19 protein-coding genes and 1 tRNA gene are annotated in these 20,265 nt (G+C 70.5%); 12 read left to right on the top strand and 8 right to left on the bottom strand.

From position 1 onward, the window contains the following. The first annotated feature begins 48 nt into the window (after window positions 1-48). The 3 genes from pflB (at window position 49) to QBL25_RS18840 (ending at window position 3,538) form a co-directional block, all read left to right on the top strand. Window positions 49-2,307, top strand: coding sequence for a formate C-acetyltransferase (pflB, locus tag QBL25_RS18850; RefSeq protein WP_409058204.1), 2,259 nt, complete (start codon window positions 49-51; stop codon window positions 2,305-2,307). 111 nt (window positions 2,308-2,418) lie between these two features. Further along, complete coding sequence (gene pflA, locus QBL25_RS18845; RefSeq protein WP_409058203.1) at window positions 2,419-3,210, top strand: pyruvate formate-lyase-activating protein; 792 nt, start codon at window positions 2,419-2,421, stop codon at window positions 3,208-3,210. Window positions 3,211-3,247: 37 nt separating this feature from the next. Next, complete coding sequence (locus QBL25_RS18840) at window positions 3,248-3,538, top strand: hypothetical protein (protein ID WP_409058202.1); 291 nt, start codon at window positions 3,248-3,250, stop codon at window positions 3,536-3,538. A 7-nt stretch (window positions 3,539-3,545) separates the two neighbouring features. Here the strand turns inward: QBL25_RS18840 and mscL are convergent, their stop codons facing one another. The 6 genes from mscL to QBL25_RS18810 all read right to left on the bottom strand — a co-directional run bounded on the left by mscL (window position 3,546) and on the right by QBL25_RS18810 (window position 9,403). Then, window positions 3,546-4,022, bottom strand: coding sequence for a large conductance mechanosensitive channel protein MscL (gene mscL / locus QBL25_RS18835; RefSeq protein ID WP_409058201.1), 477 nt, complete (start codon window positions 4,020-4,022; stop codon window positions 3,546-3,548). Window positions 4,023-4,160: 138 nt separating this feature from the next. Then, window positions 4,161-4,721, bottom strand: a complete 561-nt coding sequence (locus QBL25_RS18830) for a hypothetical protein (RefSeq protein WP_409058200.1) — start codon at window positions 4,719-4,721, stop codon at window positions 4,161-4,163. 224 nt (window positions 4,722-4,945) lie between these two features. Continuing rightward, window positions 4,946-5,797 carry an S-methyl-5'-thioadenosine phosphorylase gene (locus tag QBL25_RS18825; RefSeq protein ID WP_409058199.1) on the bottom strand — a complete coding sequence of 284 codons (852 nt, stop codon included), beginning with the start codon at window positions 5,795-5,797 and terminating at the stop codon, window positions 4,946-4,948. Between the two features lie 127 nt (window positions 5,798-5,924). Further along, window positions 5,925-6,293: an FmdB family zinc ribbon protein gene (locus tag QBL25_RS18820; RefSeq protein ID WP_409058198.1), complete on the bottom strand. Its 369-nt coding sequence runs from the start codon at window positions 6,291-6,293 to the stop codon at window positions 5,925-5,927. Between the two features lie 67 nt (window positions 6,294-6,360). Then, the gene (locus QBL25_RS18815) at window positions 6,361-7,626 is read right to left on the bottom strand and encodes an MFS transporter (RefSeq protein ID WP_409058197.1); all 1,266 of its coding nucleotides are present in this window, start codon (window positions 7,624-7,626) and stop codon (window positions 6,361-6,363) included. A 247-nt stretch (window positions 7,627-7,873) separates the two neighbouring features. Continuing rightward, entirely contained in the window at window positions 7,874-9,403 is a 1,530-nt protein-coding gene (locus QBL25_RS18810) for a potassium/proton antiporter (protein ID WP_409062701.1), read from the bottom strand. A 213-nt stretch (window positions 9,404-9,616) separates the two neighbouring features. Here QBL25_RS18810 and QBL25_RS18805 point away from each other — a divergent pair, with 213 nt between their 5' ends. Further along, window positions 9,617-12,382, top strand: coding sequence for a penicillin acylase family protein (locus QBL25_RS18805; protein WP_409058196.1), 2,766 nt, complete (start codon window positions 9,617-9,619; stop codon window positions 12,380-12,382). Between the two features lie 104 nt (window positions 12,383-12,486). Here the strand turns inward: QBL25_RS18805 and QBL25_RS18800 are convergent, their stop codons facing one another. Then, window positions 12,487-13,098 carry a 5-formyltetrahydrofolate cyclo-ligase gene (locus tag QBL25_RS18800; protein WP_409058195.1) on the bottom strand — a complete coding sequence of 204 codons (612 nt, stop codon included), beginning with the start codon at window positions 13,096-13,098 and terminating at the stop codon, window positions 12,487-12,489. Window positions 13,099-13,192: 94 nt separating this feature from the next. Here QBL25_RS18800 and galU point away from each other — a divergent pair, with 94 nt between their 5' ends. The 7 genes from galU to QBL25_RS18765 all read left to right on the top strand — a co-directional run bounded on the left by galU (window position 13,193) and on the right by QBL25_RS18765 (window position 18,752). Continuing rightward, a complete protein-coding gene (galU, locus tag QBL25_RS18795) occupies window positions 13,193-14,098 on the top strand; it encodes a UTP--glucose-1-phosphate uridylyltransferase GalU (protein ID WP_351162871.1) in 906 nt (301 codons plus the stop codon). A 4-nt stretch (window positions 14,099-14,102) separates the two neighbouring features. Further along, window positions 14,103-15,443: a gephyrin-like molybdotransferase Glp gene (gene glp / locus QBL25_RS18790; protein WP_409058194.1), complete on the top strand. Its 1,341-nt coding sequence runs from the start codon at window positions 14,103-14,105 to the stop codon at window positions 15,441-15,443. 87 nt (window positions 15,444-15,530) lie between these two features. After that, window positions 15,531-16,022 (top strand): cyclic pyranopterin monophosphate synthase MoaC, encoded by a 492-nt coding sequence (moaC, locus tag QBL25_RS18785; protein WP_409058193.1) that lies wholly within the window; start codon window positions 15,531-15,533, stop codon window positions 16,020-16,022. Beyond that, window positions 16,019-16,519, top strand: coding sequence for a molybdenum cofactor biosynthesis protein B (locus QBL25_RS18780; RefSeq protein WP_409058192.1), 501 nt, complete (start codon window positions 16,019-16,021; stop codon window positions 16,517-16,519). The genes moaC and QBL25_RS18780 overlap by 4 nt, the downstream gene beginning before the upstream one ends. Further along, the gene (locus tag QBL25_RS18775) at window positions 16,516-17,139 is read left to right on the top strand and encodes a GNAT family N-acetyltransferase (RefSeq protein WP_409062700.1); all 624 of its coding nucleotides are present in this window, start codon (window positions 16,516-16,518) and stop codon (window positions 17,137-17,139) included. Before QBL25_RS18780 ends, QBL25_RS18775 begins: the two co-directional genes overlap by 4 nt. 197 nt (window positions 17,140-17,336) lie before the next feature. Next, on the top strand, window positions 17,337-18,611 hold the full coding sequence (gene glpR / locus QBL25_RS18770; protein ID WP_409058191.1) for a gephyrin-like molybdotransferase receptor GlpR: 1,275 nt from the start codon (window positions 17,337-17,339) through the stop codon (window positions 18,609-18,611). Window positions 18,612-18,678: 67 nt separating this feature from the next. Further along, a tRNA-Ala gene (locus QBL25_RS18765) sits at window positions 18,679-18,752 on the top strand. Between the two features lie 88 nt (window positions 18,753-18,840). Here QBL25_RS18765 and QBL25_RS18760 read toward each other — a convergent pair. Continuing rightward, on the bottom strand, window positions 18,841-19,353 hold the full coding sequence (locus QBL25_RS18760) for a GNAT family N-acetyltransferase (protein ID WP_409058190.1): 513 nt from the start codon (window positions 19,351-19,353) through the stop codon (window positions 18,841-18,843). An 80-nt stretch (window positions 19,354-19,433) separates the two neighbouring features. Between QBL25_RS18760 and QBL25_RS18755 the strand changes: the two genes are divergently transcribed. Next, window positions 19,434-20,234: an exodeoxyribonuclease III gene (locus QBL25_RS18755; protein WP_409058189.1), complete on the top strand. Its 801-nt coding sequence runs from the start codon at window positions 19,434-19,436 to the stop codon at window positions 20,232-20,234. Window positions 20,235-20,265 lie beyond the last annotated feature (31 nt).

Raw genomic sequence — 20,265 nt, 5'->3', positions numbered from 1 at the left:
GGAGTGCAATGGACGTGTAGCGAAAAGGCGACTCGGAAGGTGCCGGCGATGACTGCCACTCCCGCGGAAACGACAGTGCACGGCGAGGCATGGGACGGCTTCAAGGGCGGTCTGTGGCGCGACGCCATCGACGTCCGCGACTTCGTGCAGCAGAACTACACCCCGTACGAGGGCGACGGCTCCTTCCTGGCCGGGCCGACCGAGCGCACCACCCAGGTCTGGCAGAAGCTCCTGGCGATGTTCCCCGCCGAGATCGAGCGCGGCATCCACGACGTGGACGTGAGCACCCCGTCCCGCATCGACGCCTTCAAGCCCGGCTACGTCGACGCCGACCGCGACCTGATCGTCGGCCTCCAGACCGACGCCCCGCTCAAGCGCGCCATCATGCCCAACGGCGGCTGGCGGATGGTCGAAAGCGCCCTCAACGCCTACGGTTACGACGCCGACCCCGAGGTCAAAGCGGTCTACACGCACCTGCGCAAGACCCACAACGAAGGCGTCTTCGACGCTTACACGCCCGAGATCCGCGCCTGCCGCTCGTCCGGCATCATCACCGGCCTGCCCGACGCCTACGGCCGCGGCCGCATCATCGGCGACTACCGCCGCGTCGCCCTCTACGGAGTCGACCGCCTCATCGCCGCCAAGGAGGCCGACAAGGCCCGCCTGGGCGAGGAGTGGGCCACCGAGGACGTCATCCGGGCCCGCGAGGAGGTCTCCGAGCAGATCAAGGCCCTGGGCGAACTGAAGGCCATGGCGATGTCGTACGGATACGACATCTCCGCCCCCGCCACCACCGGCCGCGAGGCCATCCAGTGGCTGTACTTCGCCTACCTGGCCGCCGTGAAGGAGCAGAACGGCGCCGCCATGTCGATCGGCCGCATCGACTGCTTCCTCGACATCTACCTCCAGCGCGACATCGAAGCCGGCCGCATCACCGAGGCCGAGGCCCAGGAGTTCGTCGACGACTTCGTCGTCAAGCTCCGCATCGTCCGCTTCCTGCGCACCCCCGAGTACAACGAGGGCTTCTCCGGCGACCCGACCTGGGTCACCTGGTCCATGGCCGGCATCGGCGAGGACGGCCGCCCGCTGGTCTCCCGCACCACGTTCCGTGCCCTTCAGACCCTCTACAACCTGGGCCCGGCCCCCGAGCCGAACCTCACGGTCTTCTGGGCGCGGGAACTGCCCCAGGGCTTCAAGGACTTCGCCTCCCAGGTCGCCATCGACACCTCGGCCATCCAGTTCGAGTCCGACGACCTGATGCGCCCCAAGTACGGCGACGACACCGCGATCGCCTGCTGCGTGTCGGCGATGGCCGTCGGCAAGCAGATGCAGTTCTTCGGAGCCCGCGTCAACGTCGCCAAGGCCCTGCTCTACGCGATCAACGGCGGCCGCGACGAGAAGACCGGCAAGCGGGTCGTCGAGGGCTTCGAGCCCATCGAGGGCGACTACCTCGACTACGACACCGTCGCCGAGCGCTACGACGCGATGCTCGGCTGGCTCGGCAAGACGTACGTCCACGCGCTGAACGTCATCCACTACATGCACGACAAGTACGCCTACGAGCGCATCGAGATGGCGCTGCACGACCAGGAGATCCTGCGCACGATGGCGTGCGGCATCGCGGGCCTCTCCGTCGCCGCCGACTCGCTCTCCGCCATCAAGCACGCCAAGGTCAAGGTCATCCGTGACGAGACGGGCCTCGCCGTGGACTACGAGATCGAGGGCGACTACCCCGCCTACGGCAACAACGACGAGCGGGCCGACCACATCGCCCGGCGCATCGTCTCGGACTTCATGGGCAAGATCCGGCAGCACCCGACCTACCGGAACGCGGTGCACACCCAGTCCGTCCTGACGATCACCTCGAACGTCGTCTACGGCAAGAAGACCGGCAACACCCCCGACGGGCGCCGCGCCGGAGAGCCGTTCGCCCCCGGCGCCAACCCGATGAACGGCCGGGACGAGCACGGCTACATCGCCTCCGCGCTGTCGGTCGCCAAGCTCGACTACGACGACGCCGAGGACGGCATCTCGCTCACCAACACCATCACGCCGGACGCCCTGGGCCGCACGCCCGGGGAGCGGATCCAGAACCTCTCCGGAGTCCTCGACGGCTTCATGGCGAGCGACGGCTTCCACATGAACGTCAACGTGCTCGACAAGGCCACCCTGGAGGACGCCATGGAGCACCCGGAGAACTACCCGCAGCTGACCATCCGGGTCTCCGGATACGCGGTCAACTTCATCCGCCTGACCCGCGACCAGCAGCTCGACGTCATCAACCGCACCTTCCACGGCTCGCTCTGAGCCACGGGCTCCCCGCGAGCCCGCCCCGATCCGCGGCCCCGGAGCCGGACCCTCACTCCGGCTCCGGGCGCCGCGCACACCACGTCCTGCCAGTAGTTCGGGAGTTCTGCCATGGCTGTCCTGCTCGACACGGCGACACCGGAGACCCCGGCGGCCGCGGTCACCCGGCGCCCCGTCACCGGGTCCCTCCACTCCTGGGACCTGTCCACGGGAGTCGACGGCCCCGGCACCCGCTTCGTCACGTTCCTCTCGGGCTGCCCGCTTACCTGTCTGTACTGCCACAACCCCGACACCTGGCGGATGCGCGACGGTAAGCGGACCACCGCCGACGACGTGATCAGGGAAGCCGCCAAATACACCACGTTCATCGCGGCGGCCGGCGGGGGAGCCACCGTCAGCGGCGGCGAACCCCTCCTGCAACCCGTCTTCACCGGCGAGCTGCTGCACCGCCTCAAGCACGAGCTGGGCCTGCACACCGCCCTCGACACCTCGGGCTTCCTCGGCGTACGGGCCACCGACGCGCTGCTGCGTGACGTCGACCTCGTGCTCCTGGACATCAAGTCCTGGGACCGCGAGACGTACAAGAAGGTCACCGGGCGCCCCCTGGGACCGACCCTGGACTTCGCCCGGCGCCTCGCCGCTCTCGGCAAGGACGTCTGGGTGCGCTTCGTGCTCGTCCCCGGTCTGACCGACGACCCGCGGAACATCGAGGGCGTCGCGCGCTTCGCCGCCTCGCTCGGCAACGTCTCGCGCGTCGACGTGCTGCCCTTCCACAAGCTGGGAGAGGCGAAGTGGGACGCCCTCGGCAAGGATTTCACCTTGCGCGACACCCCCTCGCCCACTCCCGCCCAGGTGGCCGCCGCCCGGGAGATCTTCGCGGCCCAGGGCCTCACGGCCGTCTGACGGCCGCCGCCCCGCCCCGCGGACGTACCCTGGACGCATGAGCACCGCCCCCGCCCCCGAACCGCGCGACCCGAAGGACTCCGAGTCTGCTGAGAGCCCGGAGAGCCCGGAGAGCCCGGAGAGCCCGGAGGCTCCGGAGACCTCGGCGGGCTCCGAGGCGCCGAAGAAGCCGCGGAAGCCGAAGAGCGCCCTGGTCTTCGACGACCCCCTGTCGCAGCAGTCCTCGGACGACACCGACCGCGGGTGGGGCGAGCGGCCTCCGGCCGGCGGCGACAGCGCCGCCGACCTGGCGCGCTTCCTCGACGAGAAGCCGCCCCACCACCTCTGAGCGCGCGCTAGCGCTCGTCGTGCCCCGAGCCGCGCTGCGCCACCAGGGCGTCGCGGATCTCCTTGAGGACCTCCAGCTCCGAGATCTCGATGACCTCCTGCGTGCCCTCCTTCTCGGCCTTCCGCGCGGCCTGCCTCGCCAGGTACTTGGCCATGGGCAGCACCATCAGGAAGTAGACGACGGCCGCGGTGATCACGAAGCTGAGGGTGGCGCTGAGCACCGTGCCCCACATGATCGGGATGCCGCTCTCGACCGTGCCGTCGGCCTTCATGACGCACGGAGCCTTCAGGCACGAGCTGTAGTGGTCGAGATCCTTCGTCCCGAAGGCACCGACCAGCGGGTTGATGACACCCTTCACCACGGAGTTCACGATGTTCGTGAACGCCGCTCCGATGACCACCGCGACCGCCAGGTCGACGACATTGCCGCGCATCAGGAAGGCCTTGAAGCCCTCCCAGAGACCCGGTTCGTTCTTCTCGCTCACCACGAGGCCTTTCGTTGCACATGCAGTTCAGGAAACAGACAGCTTCGCAAACTACGGCAGGGCCTGGTAGGACTGTCCAATTGGGTACCCCGAACGAGCGACTTGACAGAAAGTCGATGCAGTTGCACACGGCGTGAGTCAGCACAGCGTCACCGCCAGCCGCATGCCCGCGCCGGCTCCCGCGAGGCGGGCCGCCGTCGCCCTCGGCACGGCGAGCACCACCAACGCCCCCATTTCCGCCGCGCTTTCGGCCACGCCTTCCTCAGGCCCGGGCACCTCCGTCACCCTCGCCCCGGCGGCCACCACCCGCGACGTCGAGCCGTCCGAGGCGATGACGTCGACCCGGTCGCCCCGGTGCAGCAGACGCACCGTCTGCGCGTCCGCGATCCGCACCGGCGCCGTCACCATGGCCGCACCCCGCGGCTTCTCGGCCCGCGAAGGCGCGGCGGCGGCCACCGGCGGCCCCTGCGCCCGCACCTGCCCGGCATCCCGCGGCCCGGCGTCCCGCGGCCCGGCGGCCACGAGCGCCGCCGCGGTCACCGCGAGCCCCGCGGCCATGGCCCGCCGCCTGTGCCGCAGCAGCCTGCGCAGGCCACGGTGGCCGCCGCTCACCCGCACCGGGGCGAAGTGCGGCACCGGGCACGGCGGGGGAGGGGAAGAGGACGAGATGTCCGGGGGAGTCGAGCGAACGTGCGTCACGGCGGCCACCACCTGCGATGTCGAGAGAGCTGCGGATCTTGCCTTCCGCTCCCACGATGCGGGCTCCCGCCGGATCCCGCTGAGCCCCGTGGACTACTCGCCGGTTGTGGACAACTCCCTCACCCGAAGGGGAAGTTCCGCCACCCTCCCGGCCACCCGGCTCACGGCTCACCTCACGGCTCCACCTCGCGGCTCCACCTCGCGGCTCCACCTCGCGGCTCACCTCACGGCAGCCGAATCCCCGGATCCATCCCGCCCAGCGCCCCCGCACACGCACAGTCCCGCTCGCCCTCCGCAGGCAGCCCCGCCACCGCGTCGAACAGCACGGTCCGCAGTCGGTCCACGTTCGCCGCGAAGACCTGGAGCACCTCCTCGTGCGAGACGCCCTCGCCGCTCTCCGCACCCGCGTCCAAGTCCGTGACCAGCGTCAACGACGTGTAGCAGAGCTCCAGTTCCCGCGCGAGCACGGCCTCGGGATGCCCGGTCATGCCCACCACGGACCAGCCCTGCGCCGCGTGCCAGACGGATTCGGCCCGGGTCGAGAACCGCGGGCCCTCGATCACCACGAGCGTCCCGCCGTCCACCGGCTCCCACTCCCGTCCGCGCGCCGCCTTCAGGGCGGCGTTGCGGCCTGCGGGGCAGTACGGATCGGCCAGCGACACGTGCACGACGTTCGGAATGCTCCCGTCCGGCAGCGGCACCCCGTCGAAGTACGTCTGCGTACGGGTCTTCGTGCGGTCCACGAGCTGATCGGGCACCAGCAGCGTCCCCGGCCCGAACTCGGGCCGCAGTCCGCCCACCGCACACGGACCGAGCACCTGCCGCACGCCCACCGAGCGCAGCGCCCACAGGTTGGCGCGGTAGTTGATGCGGTGCGGCGGCAGATGGTGCCCGCGGCCGTGCCGGGGCAGGAACGCGACCCGCTGCCCGGCGACGTCGCCGATGAACAGGGAGTCGCTGGGCGCCCCGTAAGGAGTGTCGACCTGGAGCTCGGTCACGTCGTCGAGGAAGGAGTAGAAGCCGGAGCCGCCGATGACACCGATGTCGGCCCGCGCCGCGTTCGCCGTATTCACCATGCCGAGCACAGTAGCCGCGTGGGGGAACGCCGAGGTCCCCGCCGTCACAGGACGGCGGGGACCCGGAAGAAAGGCGTGCGCGGAGCCGTCCGTCCGAGGTGGAGCCGGACGGCTTCGGGTGCGAGGACTAGGCGGCCGAAGAGCTCGACGAGCTGGACGAGCCGGCCGAGGAGCTCGACGAGGAGCCGGACGACTTCGAGTCCGAGGACGACGAAGACGAAGAGGACGACGAAGAGCTCGCGGCGGACTTCGAGTCCGACGGCTTCGTGTCCGACGACTTCGACGCGTTCGCCGTGGACGGCGTGCTGCTCGACGACGAGCCGCGGCTGTCGTTGCGGTAGAAACCGGAGCCCTTGAAGACGATGCCGACGGCCGAGAACACCTTCTTGAGGCGTCCGTCGCAGCTGGGGCACACGGTCAAGGCGTCATCCGTGAACTTCTGCACCGCCTCGAGGCCCTCGCCGCATTCGGTGCACTGGTACTGGTACGTCGGCACTTGCTTCCTCCTGGCACTCTCACTCGATGAGTGCTAACGACGGTCCATAGTGACGTATTCCGCTGGATCAGTCCACCGCGACCGGCTCGCGGTGACCCACGCCACGTGCGACCGTGCGTCCGACGGACTTCGGGACGAGCCGCGAACGCAGGCTCACGAGCACCGCGAGGGCCAGCGCCGTACCGCCCAGCGGCACCAGGAATCCGGCGCCGTCCCAGAGGTGGTCCTCCAGCTGCCCGGCGACCGTGACGGCGGCGGCCTGGCCCAGCGCGACGGCGCCGGTGAGCCAGGTGAAGGCCTCGGTCCGGCCGGAGGGGTCCACCAGGCGGTCGACCAGCGTGTAGCCGGTGATCAGCGCGGGCGCGATGCACACGCCCACCAGGAGGCCGAGTCCGGCCAGCAGCAGCACGGAGTGCGCGGCCCACAGCCCGGAAGCCATCAGGGTCAGCGCCGCGTACCCGACGAGGAGCCGGCGCTGCGGGGAGATCTTCCAGGCGATGGCGCCGCAGACGAGCCCCGAGAGCATGTTGCCCGCCGCGAACGTGCCGTACAGGACGCCGTTCATGCCGGGTTCGCCGATGGACTCGGTGAAGGCGGCGAGCGAGACCTGCATGCCGCCGAAGACGGCGCCGATGCCCAGGAAGGTGGCGATCAGGACGCGCACACCCGGGATCCGCAGCGCGGAGACGTGCTGCACGCGCGCGTGCTCCTCGCGGGAGGCGGGCTTGGGCTGGGTGCTCTTCTGTGCGGCGAAGAGCAGACCGCCCACCAGCGTGAGTCCGGCCTCCGTGAAGAGTCCGGCCGCCGGGTCGATGGTCGTGCACAGCGCGGTCGCGAACAGCGGGCCCAGGACGAACGTCAGCTCGTCGGTGACCGACTCGAAGGCGGCCGCCGTGCCCGCCAGCGGGGAGTCCTGGAGCTTGACGCCCCAGCGGGCCCGCACCATGGGGCTGATCTGCGGCTGTGAGGCGCCGGTGGGCACCGCGGCGGCGAAGAGCGCCCACAAGGGGGCGTCCGAGAGCGCGAGCACCGTCAGGGAGAGCACCGACGCGGTGTGGATGAGCACGCCGGGCACCAGGACGGCCCGCTGGCCGAACCGGTCGGCGAGCTTGCCGCCGAAGGGGGCGAACACCGCCATGGAGACGCCGGTGACGGCCGAGACCGCGCCGGCGGCGCCGTACGAGCCGGTGGTGTGCTGCACGAGCAGCACGATGGAGATGGTCAGCATCGCGAAGGGCTGGCGCGCCGCGAAGCCGGGCAGGAGAAACGTCCAGGCGCCGCGGGTGCGCAGCAGCTGTCCGTATCCGGGGCGGGAGGTGACCGTGGATGCCACGGCCCGTGCCTTTCTGCTGCCTGGTAGCGCGGCCCCCGTGTCGGGGGCGAGGGCGCCGAGAGCTGTCCTCTAGCGCGGAACTGCGGTAGATGCCGTCGCCCACTGCGAGGACGAACGGCCGCCATACGGTCGGCGCCAGCTCTGCTTCAGACAGAGTTGGTTCGATCAGTTGGTACAGATGAAGTGTGCCTTCATCGTACAGGGAACGGGTGCATCAGACCTGTGAATACGGAGATTGAGGCACCCGTCACCTGCGATTGGCCCGTCGTTCAGGCGTTTGACCGTCCTGACCAGCGGTTCCCAGCCATCCGGCGAGCTTTCCGCCCTGGCCGACCGACCGCAGCCGCCGCTCCGCCGCGTCGCGCACGGGGTCGGTCGCGACCACCAGGAGCTCGTCCCCGCGCTGGAGGACGGTCGTGGGCTGCGGCACGAAGGATTCGCCGTTGCGAACGACGAGCGTGACCGCCGCCCCGGCCGGCATCCGCAGCTCGCCCACCTCGACGCCGTGCATCCGCGACCCCTTGGGGATCGCCACCGAGAGCAGGTGCCCGCGAAGGCGCTCCAGGGGCGCGGACTCGATGCCCAGGTCGGCGGCGCCCGAGGAGTCGCCGAGACGCAGCTTCCTGGCCAGCCACGGCAGCGTGGGGCCCTGGATGAGGGTGTAGACGACGACCAGCACGAAGACGATGTTGAAGATCCGCTGGCTGTCGTCGACGCCGTTCACCATCGGGATCGTTGCCAGGATGATGGGCACGGCTCCGCGCAGGCCCGCCCAGGACATCAGGGCCTTCTCCTGCCAGGGCAGGCGGAACGGCAGCAGGCTGAGGACGACCCCCAGCGGTCTGGCCACCATGGTCAGGATCAAGCCGATGATGATCGCGGGCCAGGTGTCGTCCAGGAGGTCGTGCGGCGTGACCAGGAGGCCGAGCAGCACGAACATGCCGATCTGCGCGATCCAGCCGAGCCCTTCGGCGAAGCCCCGGGTGGCGGGCCAGTGCGGCAGTTTCGCGTTGCCCAGGACCATCGCGGCGAGGTAGACGGCGAGGAATCCACTGCCGTGCGCCATGGCGCCTGCCGCGTAGGCGGCGACCGCGATGGCCATCACGGCGATGGGGTAGAGGCCCGAAGCGGGCAGGGCCACGTGCCGCAGGCCGAAGGCGCCGAGCCAGCCCACCGCGAGGCCGATCGCGGCGCCGATCGCCAGCTCCAGGGCGATCTCGCCGACCAGGACGTACCAGTGCTCCACGGGTCCCGCGGTGGAGAAGGCCACGACCAGGATCACCACGGGGGCGTCGTTGAACCCCGACTCCGCTTCCAGGATGCCCGTCACGCGTGAGGGCAGCGGCACCTTCCGCAGCACGGAGAAGACCGCCGCCGCGTCGGTCGAGGAGACCACCGCGCCGATGATGAGCGCCTGGCGCCACTCCAGGCCGACCAGGTAGTGGGCGCCTGCGGCCGTCACGCCGACGCTCACGGCGATGCCGGCGAGCGAGAGGACGGCGGCCGCGGGCAACGCGGGTTTGATCTCTTTCCACTTCGTGCCGAGACCGCCCTCGGCGAGGATCACGACGAGTGCCGCGTAGCCGATGACCTGCGTCAGCTCGGCATTGTTGAACGTGACGTTGCCGATGCCGTCCTGGCCCATGGCAATGCCGATGCCCAGGTAGAGAAGCAGGCTGGGCAGCCCACTGCGCGACGAGATCCGCACCGCCGCCACCGCGACGAGCAGGACGAGCGAGCAGATGAGCAGAAGCTGGTTGAGGTCGTGGACAGTCAGGGGCCGTTCCTTCCTCCGCGCGTGCCAAGTACTTCGTTACCTTACCTAATTGTTAACGCTTCCTTGACGCCTTCGAATGCCTGTGCGATGCGTTGCCATGTAGGTTCCTGACTCCGCGTCCGAGGCCGCTGTGCCCTGCGCCTACAGTTGCTCCAGCGCTCCCACCACCGCCCAGCCAGCCCTGCCGCTCGCGTAAGGACAGCAAGGACAGCGATGCCCTCGAATACCACCGCCTCTTCCGGTCATAAGTCCGGCAAGAAGAAGGGGCGCCGAGCCCGCCTCCTCGTGATCGTCTTGGTCCTGGCCATCGTGGCGGGCATCGGCTACGGGGCGTACTGGAGCGTCAGTACGGTGCGTGCCTCCTTCCCGCAGACCAAGGGGACGATCAAGCTCGACGGCCTCGCCGGACCCGTCGACGTGAAGCGCGACGGCTACGGCATCCCGCAGATCTACGCCGAGTCCGACGCCGATCTCTTCATGGCGCAGGGCTTCGTCCAGGCGCAGGACCGCTTCTGGGAGATGGACGTCCGCCGCCACACGACCTCCGGTCGCCTCTCCGAGATGTTCGGAAAGAGTCAGGTAAAGACCGACGAATTCCTGCGGACGCTCGGTTGGCACCGTGTGGCGCAGAAGGAGTACGACACCAAGCTCTCGCCCTCCACGAAGAAGTACCTCCAGGCGTACTCCAAGGGAGTCAACGCCTACCTGAAGGACAAGAGCGGCAAGGACATCTCCCTGGAGTACGCCGCCCTCGGCTTCACCAACGACTACGAGCCCCAGGAGTGGACCCCCGTCGACTCCGTGGCGTGGCTCAAGGCCATGGCCTGGGACCTGCGCGGCAACATGCAGGACGAGATCGACCGCTCCTTGATGACCAGCCGCCTGGGCCCGTCCCAGATCGAGGACCTGTACCCGAAGTACCCGTACGCCCGGAACAAGCCCATCGTCCAGGAGGGCGCCTACAACGGCGTCACCAAGGAGTACGACGGCAAGGGCAGCGCGAGCGGCCAGTCGCAGTCGCAGACCGGCGGCGCGGCGGGCACGGGCCTCGCGGGCAACGCGCAGGCCCCGGACGGCCTCCAGTCCCAGCTGTCGGGCCTCTCCGACGTCCTGGACGGCGTCCCGGACGCGGGCCTCGGCCCGAACGGCAACGGCATCGGGTCGAACTCCTGGGTGGTCTCCGGTGACCACACGATCTCCGGAAAGCCCCTGCTGGCCAACGACCCGCACCTGTCGCCGCAGCTGCCCTCCACCTGGTACCAGATGGGGCTGCACTGCCGGTCGGTCTCCAAGGACTGCCAGTACGACGTCTCCGGCTACACCTTCGCCGGCATGCCGGGCGTGGTCATCGGCCACAACCAGGACATCGCCTGGGGCATGACGAACCTCGGCGCCGACGTCACCGACCTCTACCTCGAGAAGTTCGAGGGCGACGGCTACGCGTACGACGACAAGGTGCTGCCCTTCAAGACGCGCGTGGAGACCATCAAGGTCGCCGGCGGCAAGGCCAAGAAGATCACCGTCCGGGAGACCGGCAACGGCCCGCTGCTCTCCGACCGCAACGACGAGCTGGTGAAGGTCGGCAAGAAGGCCACCGTCGACAGCGCCGCCCCCGACCGGGGCGACGGCTACGGGGTCTCGCTGCGCTGGACCGCGCTGAAGCCGGGCCGGTCGATGGACGCCGTCTTCGAGCTCAACAAGGCGACGGACTTCACCGGCTTCCGCAAGGCGGCCGCCTCCTTCGAGGTCCCCTCACAGAACCTGATCTACGCCGACACCAAGGGCCACATCGGCTACCAGGCGCCGGGCAAGATCCCGGTCCGCGGCAAGGGCGACGGCGCGCTGCCCGCGCCGGGCTGGGACTCCGACTACCGCTGGACCGGCTACATCCCGCAGTCCGCGCTGCCCTACGAGTACGACCCGAAGCGCGGCTACATCGTGACCGCCAACCAGGCCGTCATCGACCCCGACAAGACCGACTACCCGTACGACCTCACGGCGGACTGGGGCTACGGGGCACGCAGCCAGCGCATCACCGACCTGATCCAGTCGAAGATCAAGAACGGTGGGAAGGTCTCCACCGAGGACATGCGCACGATGCAGATGGACAACAGCAGCGAGATCGCCAAGCTGCTGGTGCCCAAGCTGCTCAAGATCGACGTCAAGGACGGCTCCGTCCGTGAGGCGCAGAAGCTCCTCGAGGGCTGGGACTACACCCAGGACCCCGACTCGGCGGCGGCCGCGTACTTCAACTCGGTCTGGCGCAACATCCTCAAGCTCTCCATCGGCAACAAGCTGCCTAAGGAGCTGCGGGTCAAGGGCCAGTGCCTGAACGTCGAGCCGGCCGGGAACACCGGTCCCGCCGACGAGGCCGAGCCGGTGCGCGAGTGCGGCCAGCGGGACGCGGAGACCGCGCAGCCCGACGGCGGCGACCGCTACTACGAGGTCATCCGGTCGATCATCGACGACGAGAAGAACGACTGGTGGAAGTCGCCCAAGACCCGCACGGACACCGCGACCACGACCCGTGACCAGCTCTTCGGGCGGGCCATGGAGGACGCGCGCTGGGACCTGACGGCCAAGCTCGGCAAGGACGTCGACACCTGGAGCTGGGGCCGCCTGCACCGGCTGACCCTGAAGAACCAGACCCTGGGCGTCGAAGGCCCCGGCTGGCTCCAGTTCATGCTCAACCGCGGCCCGTTCAAGCTGGGCGGCGGCGAGGCGGCGGTCAACGCGACCGGCTGGAACGCCGCGGGCGGCTACGGCGTGCAGTGGGTGCCGTCGATGCGCATGGTGGTGAACCTCGACGACCTCGACAAGTCGAAGTGGATCAACCTCACCGGCGCCTCGGGACACGCCTACAGCGCGCACTACACCGACCAGACCGGCAAGTGGGTCAAGGGCGAGCTGCTGCCGTGGTCCTACACGGAGGACGCCGTCAAGAAGAGCACGAACGACACCCTGGTACTGCGGCCCTGACCCGCCGCACGCCCCGCTGAAAGGGCGTCACCGCAAGAGCGTCACCGGAAGGGCCCTCCACGCACGCGTGGAGGGCCCTTCCGCATGCAGCGGGGTCAGCGGGGTCAGCGGAAGCGGCGTACTCCCGACGGCGTGACGACGGCGTGCACCGGCTCGTCGTGCGGCTCCCGGGGGACGTGGGCGACGACTTCGGTGTCGTACAGGAGCACCACCAGGGCCGGGTCGGCGCCGGCCCGCGCGAGCCGGGCGAGCACCCGGTCGTACGACCCGCCGCCGCGCCCGAGCCGCGTCCCGTGCGCGTCCACGGCCAGACCCGGCAGCAGCACGGCGTCCGCCTCCGTCACGGCCTCGGGCCCCAGGCGCGGCCCCGAAGGCTCCAAGAGCGCCATCTTCCCGGGGTGTTGCACGCGGGTCAGCGAGCCCTCGCCCGCGTAGGCCGCCCAGTCCAGGTCGTTGTCCTCCAGGAGCACCGGCAGCAGGACCCGGGTCCCGCGCGCATGGAGCGCGTCGATGAGGGCGCGGGTACCAGGTTCCCTCCCCACGGAGACGTACGCCGCGACCGTGCGCGCCCCGGAGAGCTCCGGCAGCTCGCGTGCGCGGTCGGCGAGAACCGCGGCGGCCTTCTGCGCGTCATCCCTAGTCAACCCGCTTCTCACCGCGAGGAATTCTCCGCGCAAGGTGCGCTTGGTTGGCTGCCCCGAGCCGGTTTCTTGCATGGCGTGTTCACAAACCCTTCCAGGTGCGCTCATATGAGAACAAATAGTCCGGACGCACAGATTCCGCACATACGCACCGGTTATGGTTACGGACATGACTGAGTCTCACCCCCCAAGGATCAGCAAGGCTGTCATTCCCGCAGCCGGTCTGGGCACCCGGTTCCTGCCGGCCACCAAGGCCACTCCCAAGGAGATGCTGCCGGTCGTCGACAAGCCGGCGATCCAGTACGTGGTCGAGGAGGCCGCCTCCGCAGGCCTCGACGACGTCCTCATGATCACGGGCCGCAACAAGCGCCCCCTGGAGGACCACTTCGACCGCAACTACGAGCTGGAGTCGGCCCTTCTGAAGAAGGGCGACGAGGCGAGACTCGCGAAGGTCCAGGAGTCCAGCGACCTCGCGACCATGCACTACGTACGCCAGGGCGACCCCAAGGGGCTCGGTCACGCCGTCCTGTGCGCCGCGCCGCACGTCGGCAACGAACCGTTCGCCGTGCTCCTCGGCGACGACCTGATCGACCCGCGCGACCCGCTGCTCGCCCGCATGGTCGAGGTGCAGGAGCGGCACGGCGGCAGCGTCATCGCCCTCATGGAGGTGGCCCCCGAGCAGATCCATCTCTACGGCTGCGCGGCCGTGGACGCCACGGACGAGGGCGACGTCGTCAAGGTGACCGGCCTGGTCGAGAAGCCGGACGCGGCGGACGCCCCCAGCAACTACGCCATCATCGGGCGGTACGTCCTCGATCCCCACGTCTTCGACATACTGCGCAAGACCGAGCCGGGCCGCGGCGGCGAGATCCAGCTCACCGACGCGCTCCAGCAGCTCGCCGTGGACGAGAAGGTCGGCGGCCCCGTGCACGGCGTCGTCTTCAAGGGCCGGCGCTATGACACCGGCGACCGGGGCGACTATCTGCGTGCCATTGTCAGACTCGCGTGCGAACGTGAAGACCTGGGCCCGGACTTCCAGGCCTGGCTCCGCAGTTACGTGTCCGAGGAGATGTAGCACTTTGAGCAGCAGCGCGACGACCGAGATCACCGGCCAGGAACACGTCTGGTCGGTGAGCGAGCACCTGGACGACATCCTCGGGTGCGTCCGCCCCCTGGAGCCCATCGAGCTCCAACTCCTCGACGCGCAGGGCTGCGTCCTCGTCGAGGACGTCACGGTGCCCGTCTCGCTGCCGCCCTTCGACAACAGCTCCATGGACGGGTACGCGGTGCGGGTCGCCGACATCGCGGGCGCGAGCGAGGAGTTCCCCGCCGTCCTGACCGTCGTCGGTGACGTGGCCGCGGGCCAGGGCGAGCAGCCGGCCGTCGGCGCGGGCCAGGCGGTCCGCATCATGACCGGCGCCCCCCTGCCGCCCGGTGCCGAGGCCGTCGTCCCCGTGGAGTGGACCGACGGAGGCCTCGGCGAAGGCCCCGTCTCCGGGATGCGCGCGCACAGCGCCGCCCCCGAGGGCGCCTCCGGCGAGGTCCGCGTGCACCGCCCCGCCGAGGCACGCGCGCACGTGCGGGCCCGGGGCAGCGACGTCCGGGCCGGCGACCGGGCCCTGACCGCGGGCACGGTCCTCGGCGCCCCGCAGATCGCCCTGCTCGCCGCGATCGGCCGCAGCACGGTCACGGTCCGCCCGCGCCCCCGCGTGGTCGTCATGTCCACCGGCAGCGAACTGATCCAGCCGGGCGAAGAGTTGGCCAAGGGCCAGATCTACGACTCCAACAGCTTCGCCCTGACCGCCGCGGCCCGGGACGCCGGAGCCATCGCCTACCGCGTGGGCGCGGTCGCCGACGACGCCGAGACGCTGCGCTCCACCATCGAGGACCAGCTGATCCGGGCCGACCTCATCGTCACCACGGGCGGCGTCAGCGTCGGCGCGTACGACGTCGTGAAGGAAGCCCTCTCCTCCGTGGGCGAGACCGAGGACGGCGTCGGGACGGGCGGCGGCGTCGAGTTCCGCAAGCTCGCCATGCAGCCGGGCAAGCCGCAGGGCTTCGGCTCCATCGGCCCCGACCACACCCCGCTGCTCGCCCTGCCGGGCAACCCCGTGTCGTCGTACGTCTCCTTCGAGATCTTCGTGCGTCCCGCCGTGCGCGCCCTGATGGGCCTGCCGGACGTCCACCGGACCACGGCGCGCGCGACGCTCACCGCCGACAAGGCGCTCACCTCCCCGGCGGGCAAGCGCCAGTTCCTGCGCGGGCAGTACGACGCCGAGGCCGGCGGCGTGCGCCCCGTGGGCGGCGCGGGCTCCCATCTCGTCGCGGCCCTCGCGCACGCGAACGCGCTGATCGTCGTCCCGGAGGACACCACGTCGGTGGAGCCCGGCGCCGACGTCGAAGTGGTCCTGCTCGGCTGAAAGGCGGTCGCGCGCGGTACGGTGTCGCGCACACAAACCCCCTCGCACCGCACCGCGGGAGGGCCCGGACCGGGAGCGCCACAGCACATGAGCACGCAAGCGAGACTGACGCACATCGATGAAGCGGGCGCCGCCCGGATGGTCGACGTATCCGCCAAGGACGTGACCGCGCGCACCGCCCGCGCCAGTGGCCGCGTCCTGGTCTCGCCCCGTGTGATCGAGCTGCTGCGGGGCGAGGGCGTGCCCAAGGGGGACGCCCTGGCCACCGCGCGGATCGCGGGGATCATGGGGGCCAAGCGCACGCCCGACCTGATCCCGCTCTGCCATCCGCTGGCCGTCTCCGGGGTGAAACTGGACCTCTCCGTGGCGGACGACGCCGTCGAGATCCTGGCCACGGTGAAGACGACGGACCGTACGGGCGTGGAGATGGAGGCGCTCACCGCGGTGAGCGTCGCCGCGCTCACGGTGATCGACATGGTCAAGGCCGTCGACAAGGGCGCGGTCATCACGGACGTGCGGGTCGAGGAGAAGACCGGCGGCAAGTCCGGGGACTGGAACCGCGAAGGGACCGGGGCATGACCGCCTACCGCGCGCTCGTCGTCACCGCCTCCAACCGCGCGGCCGCCGGGGTCTACGCCGACCGGGGCGGGCCGGTCATCGCCGAGGCGCTGGCCGCGCTCGGCTTCGAGGTCGAAGGCCCCCGGGTCGTCCCCGACGGCGATCCGGTCGAGCAGGAGCTGCGGGCCGGAGCCGAGGCCGGGTTCGACGTGATCCTCACCACAGGCGGCACCGGCATCTCGCCCACCGACCGCACCCCCGAGGCCACCCGCGCGGTCATCGACCACGAGGTGCCCGGCATCCCGGAGGCGATCCGCGCCCACGGCAGGGAGAAGATCCCCACGGCCGCGCTCTCCCGCGGCCTCGCGGGAGTGGCCGGGCGCACGCTCATCGTGAACCTGCCGGGCTCCACCGGCGGTGTGCGGGACGGCATCGCCGTCCTCGAACCCCTGCTGGTGCACGCCGTCGAGCAGCTGCGGGGCGGCGACCACCCGAGACCCCCGGGCGGTGCGAGCTGAACAGCCCTTCCTGGCCCGTCGAGCTGACGGACGGCGACGTCGCCCTCCGTCCGATAAAGATGCGCGACCAGCGGCCCTGGCGTGAGGTCAACCGGCGCAACCGGGACTGGCTGCGCCCCTGGGAGGCGACCATTCCGCCGCCCACGCCCAGCGGCCCGATCGTGCACCGCCCGACGTACCGTCAGATGGTGCGGCACCTGCGCGCCGAGGCGCACGCCGGGCGCATGCTGCCCTTCGTGATCGAGTACCAGGGGCGGCTCGTCGGGCAGCTGACGGTCGCCGGGATCACCTGGGGATCGATGTGCTCGGGCCATGTCGGCTACTGGGTCGACCAGTCGGTCGCGGGCCGCGGCGTGATGCCCACCGCCGTCGCCCTCGCCGTCGATCACTGCTTCCGGGCGGTCGGGCTGCACCGTATCGAGGTCTGTATTCGCCCGGAGAACGGGCCGAGCCGCCGGGTCGTGGAGAAACTCGGATTCCGCGAGGAGGGGCTTCGTCCACGATATCTCCACATCGACGGCGCCTGGCGCGATCATCTTGTCTTCGCGCTGACCGCGGAAGAGGTACCGGAAGGGTTGCTCCGACGCTGGCACCAGGCACGACCCCGGAACACCGCGTAAATAGAATAAGTGTTTGAAATAAAGCGGTGATCGACCGTCTGGGGCCCGACTTGGTCCCCCTGAGGCATTAATTTCACGGTCGTGGCGACCTGTTGATCGCATCAGTCACAAAAAAAGTTCGAGATATCAGCCAGATCGTGCGACACACCGGCGCAATTGGCAGATGGCCTCAAGCAAACCCCTCTACCGTGTGAGGCGTGAGCAGCAGCGGCCTCATCTACGCAGTCATCGTCGGGGCCTGGGCCGCCTACTTGGTGCCGATGTGGCTCCGTAGGCAGGACGAGCTCAATGAAGCCCGTCCGACGGAACGCTTCAGCACCGCCATCCGGCTCCTGTCCGGACGTGCGGGGATGGAGCGCCGGTACGCCAAGGACCTGCAAGCGCGCTCGCCCGAAGAGGAGGAGTCGCGCGAACCGGACAACGCCACCGGCTCGGTGGACGTCCGGGCCTTCGTCGCGCCTCCGCACCGGCAGGGCGGCCAGGACCGGCTGAGCGGTCAGGAGGAGCGGCCCGAGCCGCAGGCCAAGGTGCCGGTGAAACCCGCGCCGGCCGCCAAGCCCGCGCCGGTCAAGCCGCAGGCCCAGGCCCAGCAGCCCGCGCCGGCCAAGCCCCAGCCGCAGCAGCCTGCGCCGCGCTCGCAGGCGCGCCCCCAGCAGTCGCCCGGCCAGCGCGCCGCGTCGGCCGAAGCCGCCGCGCGCGCCCGGCGCACGAAGGTGCTCGCGCGCCGACGGCGTACGACGGTGATGCTGTTCGTCGCCTTCACCATCGGCACGATCGTCGCCGCCGTCGGGGGCCTCGCGTTCCTCTGGGCGCCCGCGGCGCCGGCCGCGCTGTTGAGCGCGTACATCGTCTATCTGCGCGCCCAGGAGCGGCGCCGCTTCACCTACACCATGGACCGGCGCAGGGCCGAGGTCGCCGCCCAGCGGCTGCGCGAGCGTCAGCCGCGCCGGCGCGCGCCGGGCGGTGCGGACGCGATGCTCGACGACGCGGAGGAAGGACCGGCCCCCGACACGGAGACCGGACTCTCCGCGCTCGCCGCCGACCGCCGCGCGCTGGTCGAGCAGACCGACCACGCGGAGTGGGTGGACCAGCAGCGTGAGCGGCAGCGCCGCCCGGGCCACGGCGACAGCTGGGACCCGGTGCCGGTGCCCCTGCCGACCTACGTGACCGCGCCGGTCGCCCCGCGGGCCACCGGTGACGTCGACTTGGGCGCCCCCGACGCCTGGAGCTCGGCCCGGTCGAGCTCCGTCGAGCCCACCGCCGAGGAGGCGCGGGGCGAGGCGGAGATGAGCCGGTACGCCGATGCCGCCGACGAGGCGGAGGGCGCCGAGGCCGCCGAGGCCGCGGACGGCGGCGGTGGCCGCAGCGACGCACGGCGGGCCGCGTCCGCGCGCAGGGCCCGGGAACGCGGACGCACGCCCCTCTTCGACCAGTACGAGGAAGGCGAGCGGCCGCGGGCCGCCAACGAGTGAGTCCTGACCAGCCAGGAACGGATTTCCGAGCACCCGGATCGGGATGCTAGAGTTTCACTCGTTGCAAGGGCCTGTGGCGCAGTCTGGTAGCGCACCTCGTTCGCATCGAGGGGGTCTGGGGTTCAAATCCCCACAGGTCCACTGCACATGAGATCCCGTCCAGTTCATCGAACTGGGCGGGATCTTTGCGTGTGCCGCGAGAGGCGCAGGGCCCCGCAGGGCCCGGGGGCTACAGCGCCTTCACGTAGCAGCGGCTCAGATTCTCGAAGCGGTAGTGGCCGAACTTCGCGGGAGCCGGGGTGTAACCGGTCGAGGTGTAGAGGGCTATGGCCTCCGGCTGCTTCGTGCCCGTCTCCAGGACCATGCGCGTACGCCCCGCCGCCCGCGCGTGGTCCTCCAGGGCCGCCAGGATGCGGCGGGCCAGCCCGAGGCCGCGCGCCTCCGGGGTCACGTACATGCGCTTGATCTCGGCGTCGCCGTCCGCGTACCCCTCGTCGTTCTGCTCGTGGCCGCGCCAGCCGCCGGTGGCCACCGGGGTGCCGGCCGCGTCGTACGCGACGAGGTACAGACCCCGGGGCGCCGCGAACATGGCCGGGTCGAGGGGTGTGACGTCGCCCTCGTCGCCGTACCGCTCGGCGTATTCGAGCTGGACGCGGTCGTTGAGCCGGACCGCGTCGGGGTGGTCGAAGGGGGTGGGGCGCAGCTCGACGGCGGCACGCTGCGACGATGACTGGATACTCATGCGAACCATCGTACTTCTATGCGGTGGCGGGCGGGGGTGCATTAAACGGGCTCCGTCCAGTGTGCCGGTATCGTTCCCGGATGCTCACTGTGACCTCTGTGAATGTGAACGGGCTGCGCGCCGCCGCCAAGAAGGGCTTCGTCGAGTGGCTGGCCGAGACCTCGGCCGACGTGCTCTGCCTCCAGGAGGTGCGGGCCGAGCCGCAGCAGCTGCCGGACGGCGTGCGGGAGCCCGAGGGCTGGCACGTCGTGCACGCGCCGGCCGCCGCCAAGGGGCGCGCGGGCGTCTCCCTCTACACGCGCCGCGAGCCGGACCGGGTGCGGATCGGATTCGGGTCGCAGGAGTTCGACGGCAGCGGGCGCTATGTCGAGGCGGATCTGCCCGGCGTGACGGTCGCGAGCCTTTATCTGCCCTCGGGCGAGGTCGGCACGGAGCGGCAGGACGAGAAGATCCGGTTCATGGGGGAGTTCCTCACGTATCTGAAGGGGCTCAGGCAGCGGGCCGCCGCCGAGGGGCGCCAGGTCGTGGTCTGCGGTGACTGGAACATCGCGCACCAGGAGGCCGACCTCAAGAACTGGAAGGGCAACAAGAAGAACTCGGGCTTCCTGCCCGAGGAGCGCGCCTGGCTCGGCGAGGTCTTCGAGGAGGAGGCCGGATACGTCGACGTGATGCGCGCGCTGCACCCCGACGTCGAGGGCCCCTACTCCTGGTGGTCCTACCGCGGCCGCGCCTTCGACAACGACACGGGCTGGCGCATCGACTACCACGTGGCGACGCGGGGGCTCGCGGAGCGCGCGGTCAAGGGCTTCGTGGAGCGGGCGGCCACGCACGAGCAGCGGTGGTCGGACCATGCACCCGTCACGGTGGTCTACGACATGTGATGCCGCGCGGCGCCATGGCATGTTGCGAGCG

The organism is Streptomyces sp. SYP-A7185 (assembly GCF_046103685.1).
Classification (GTDB): Bacteria; Actinomycetota; Actinomycetes; order Streptomycetales; family Streptomycetaceae; genus Streptomyces.
The sequence above is the reverse complement of the archived record's forward strand: the minus strand, read 5'-3'. Positions and strand labels throughout refer to the sequence as shown.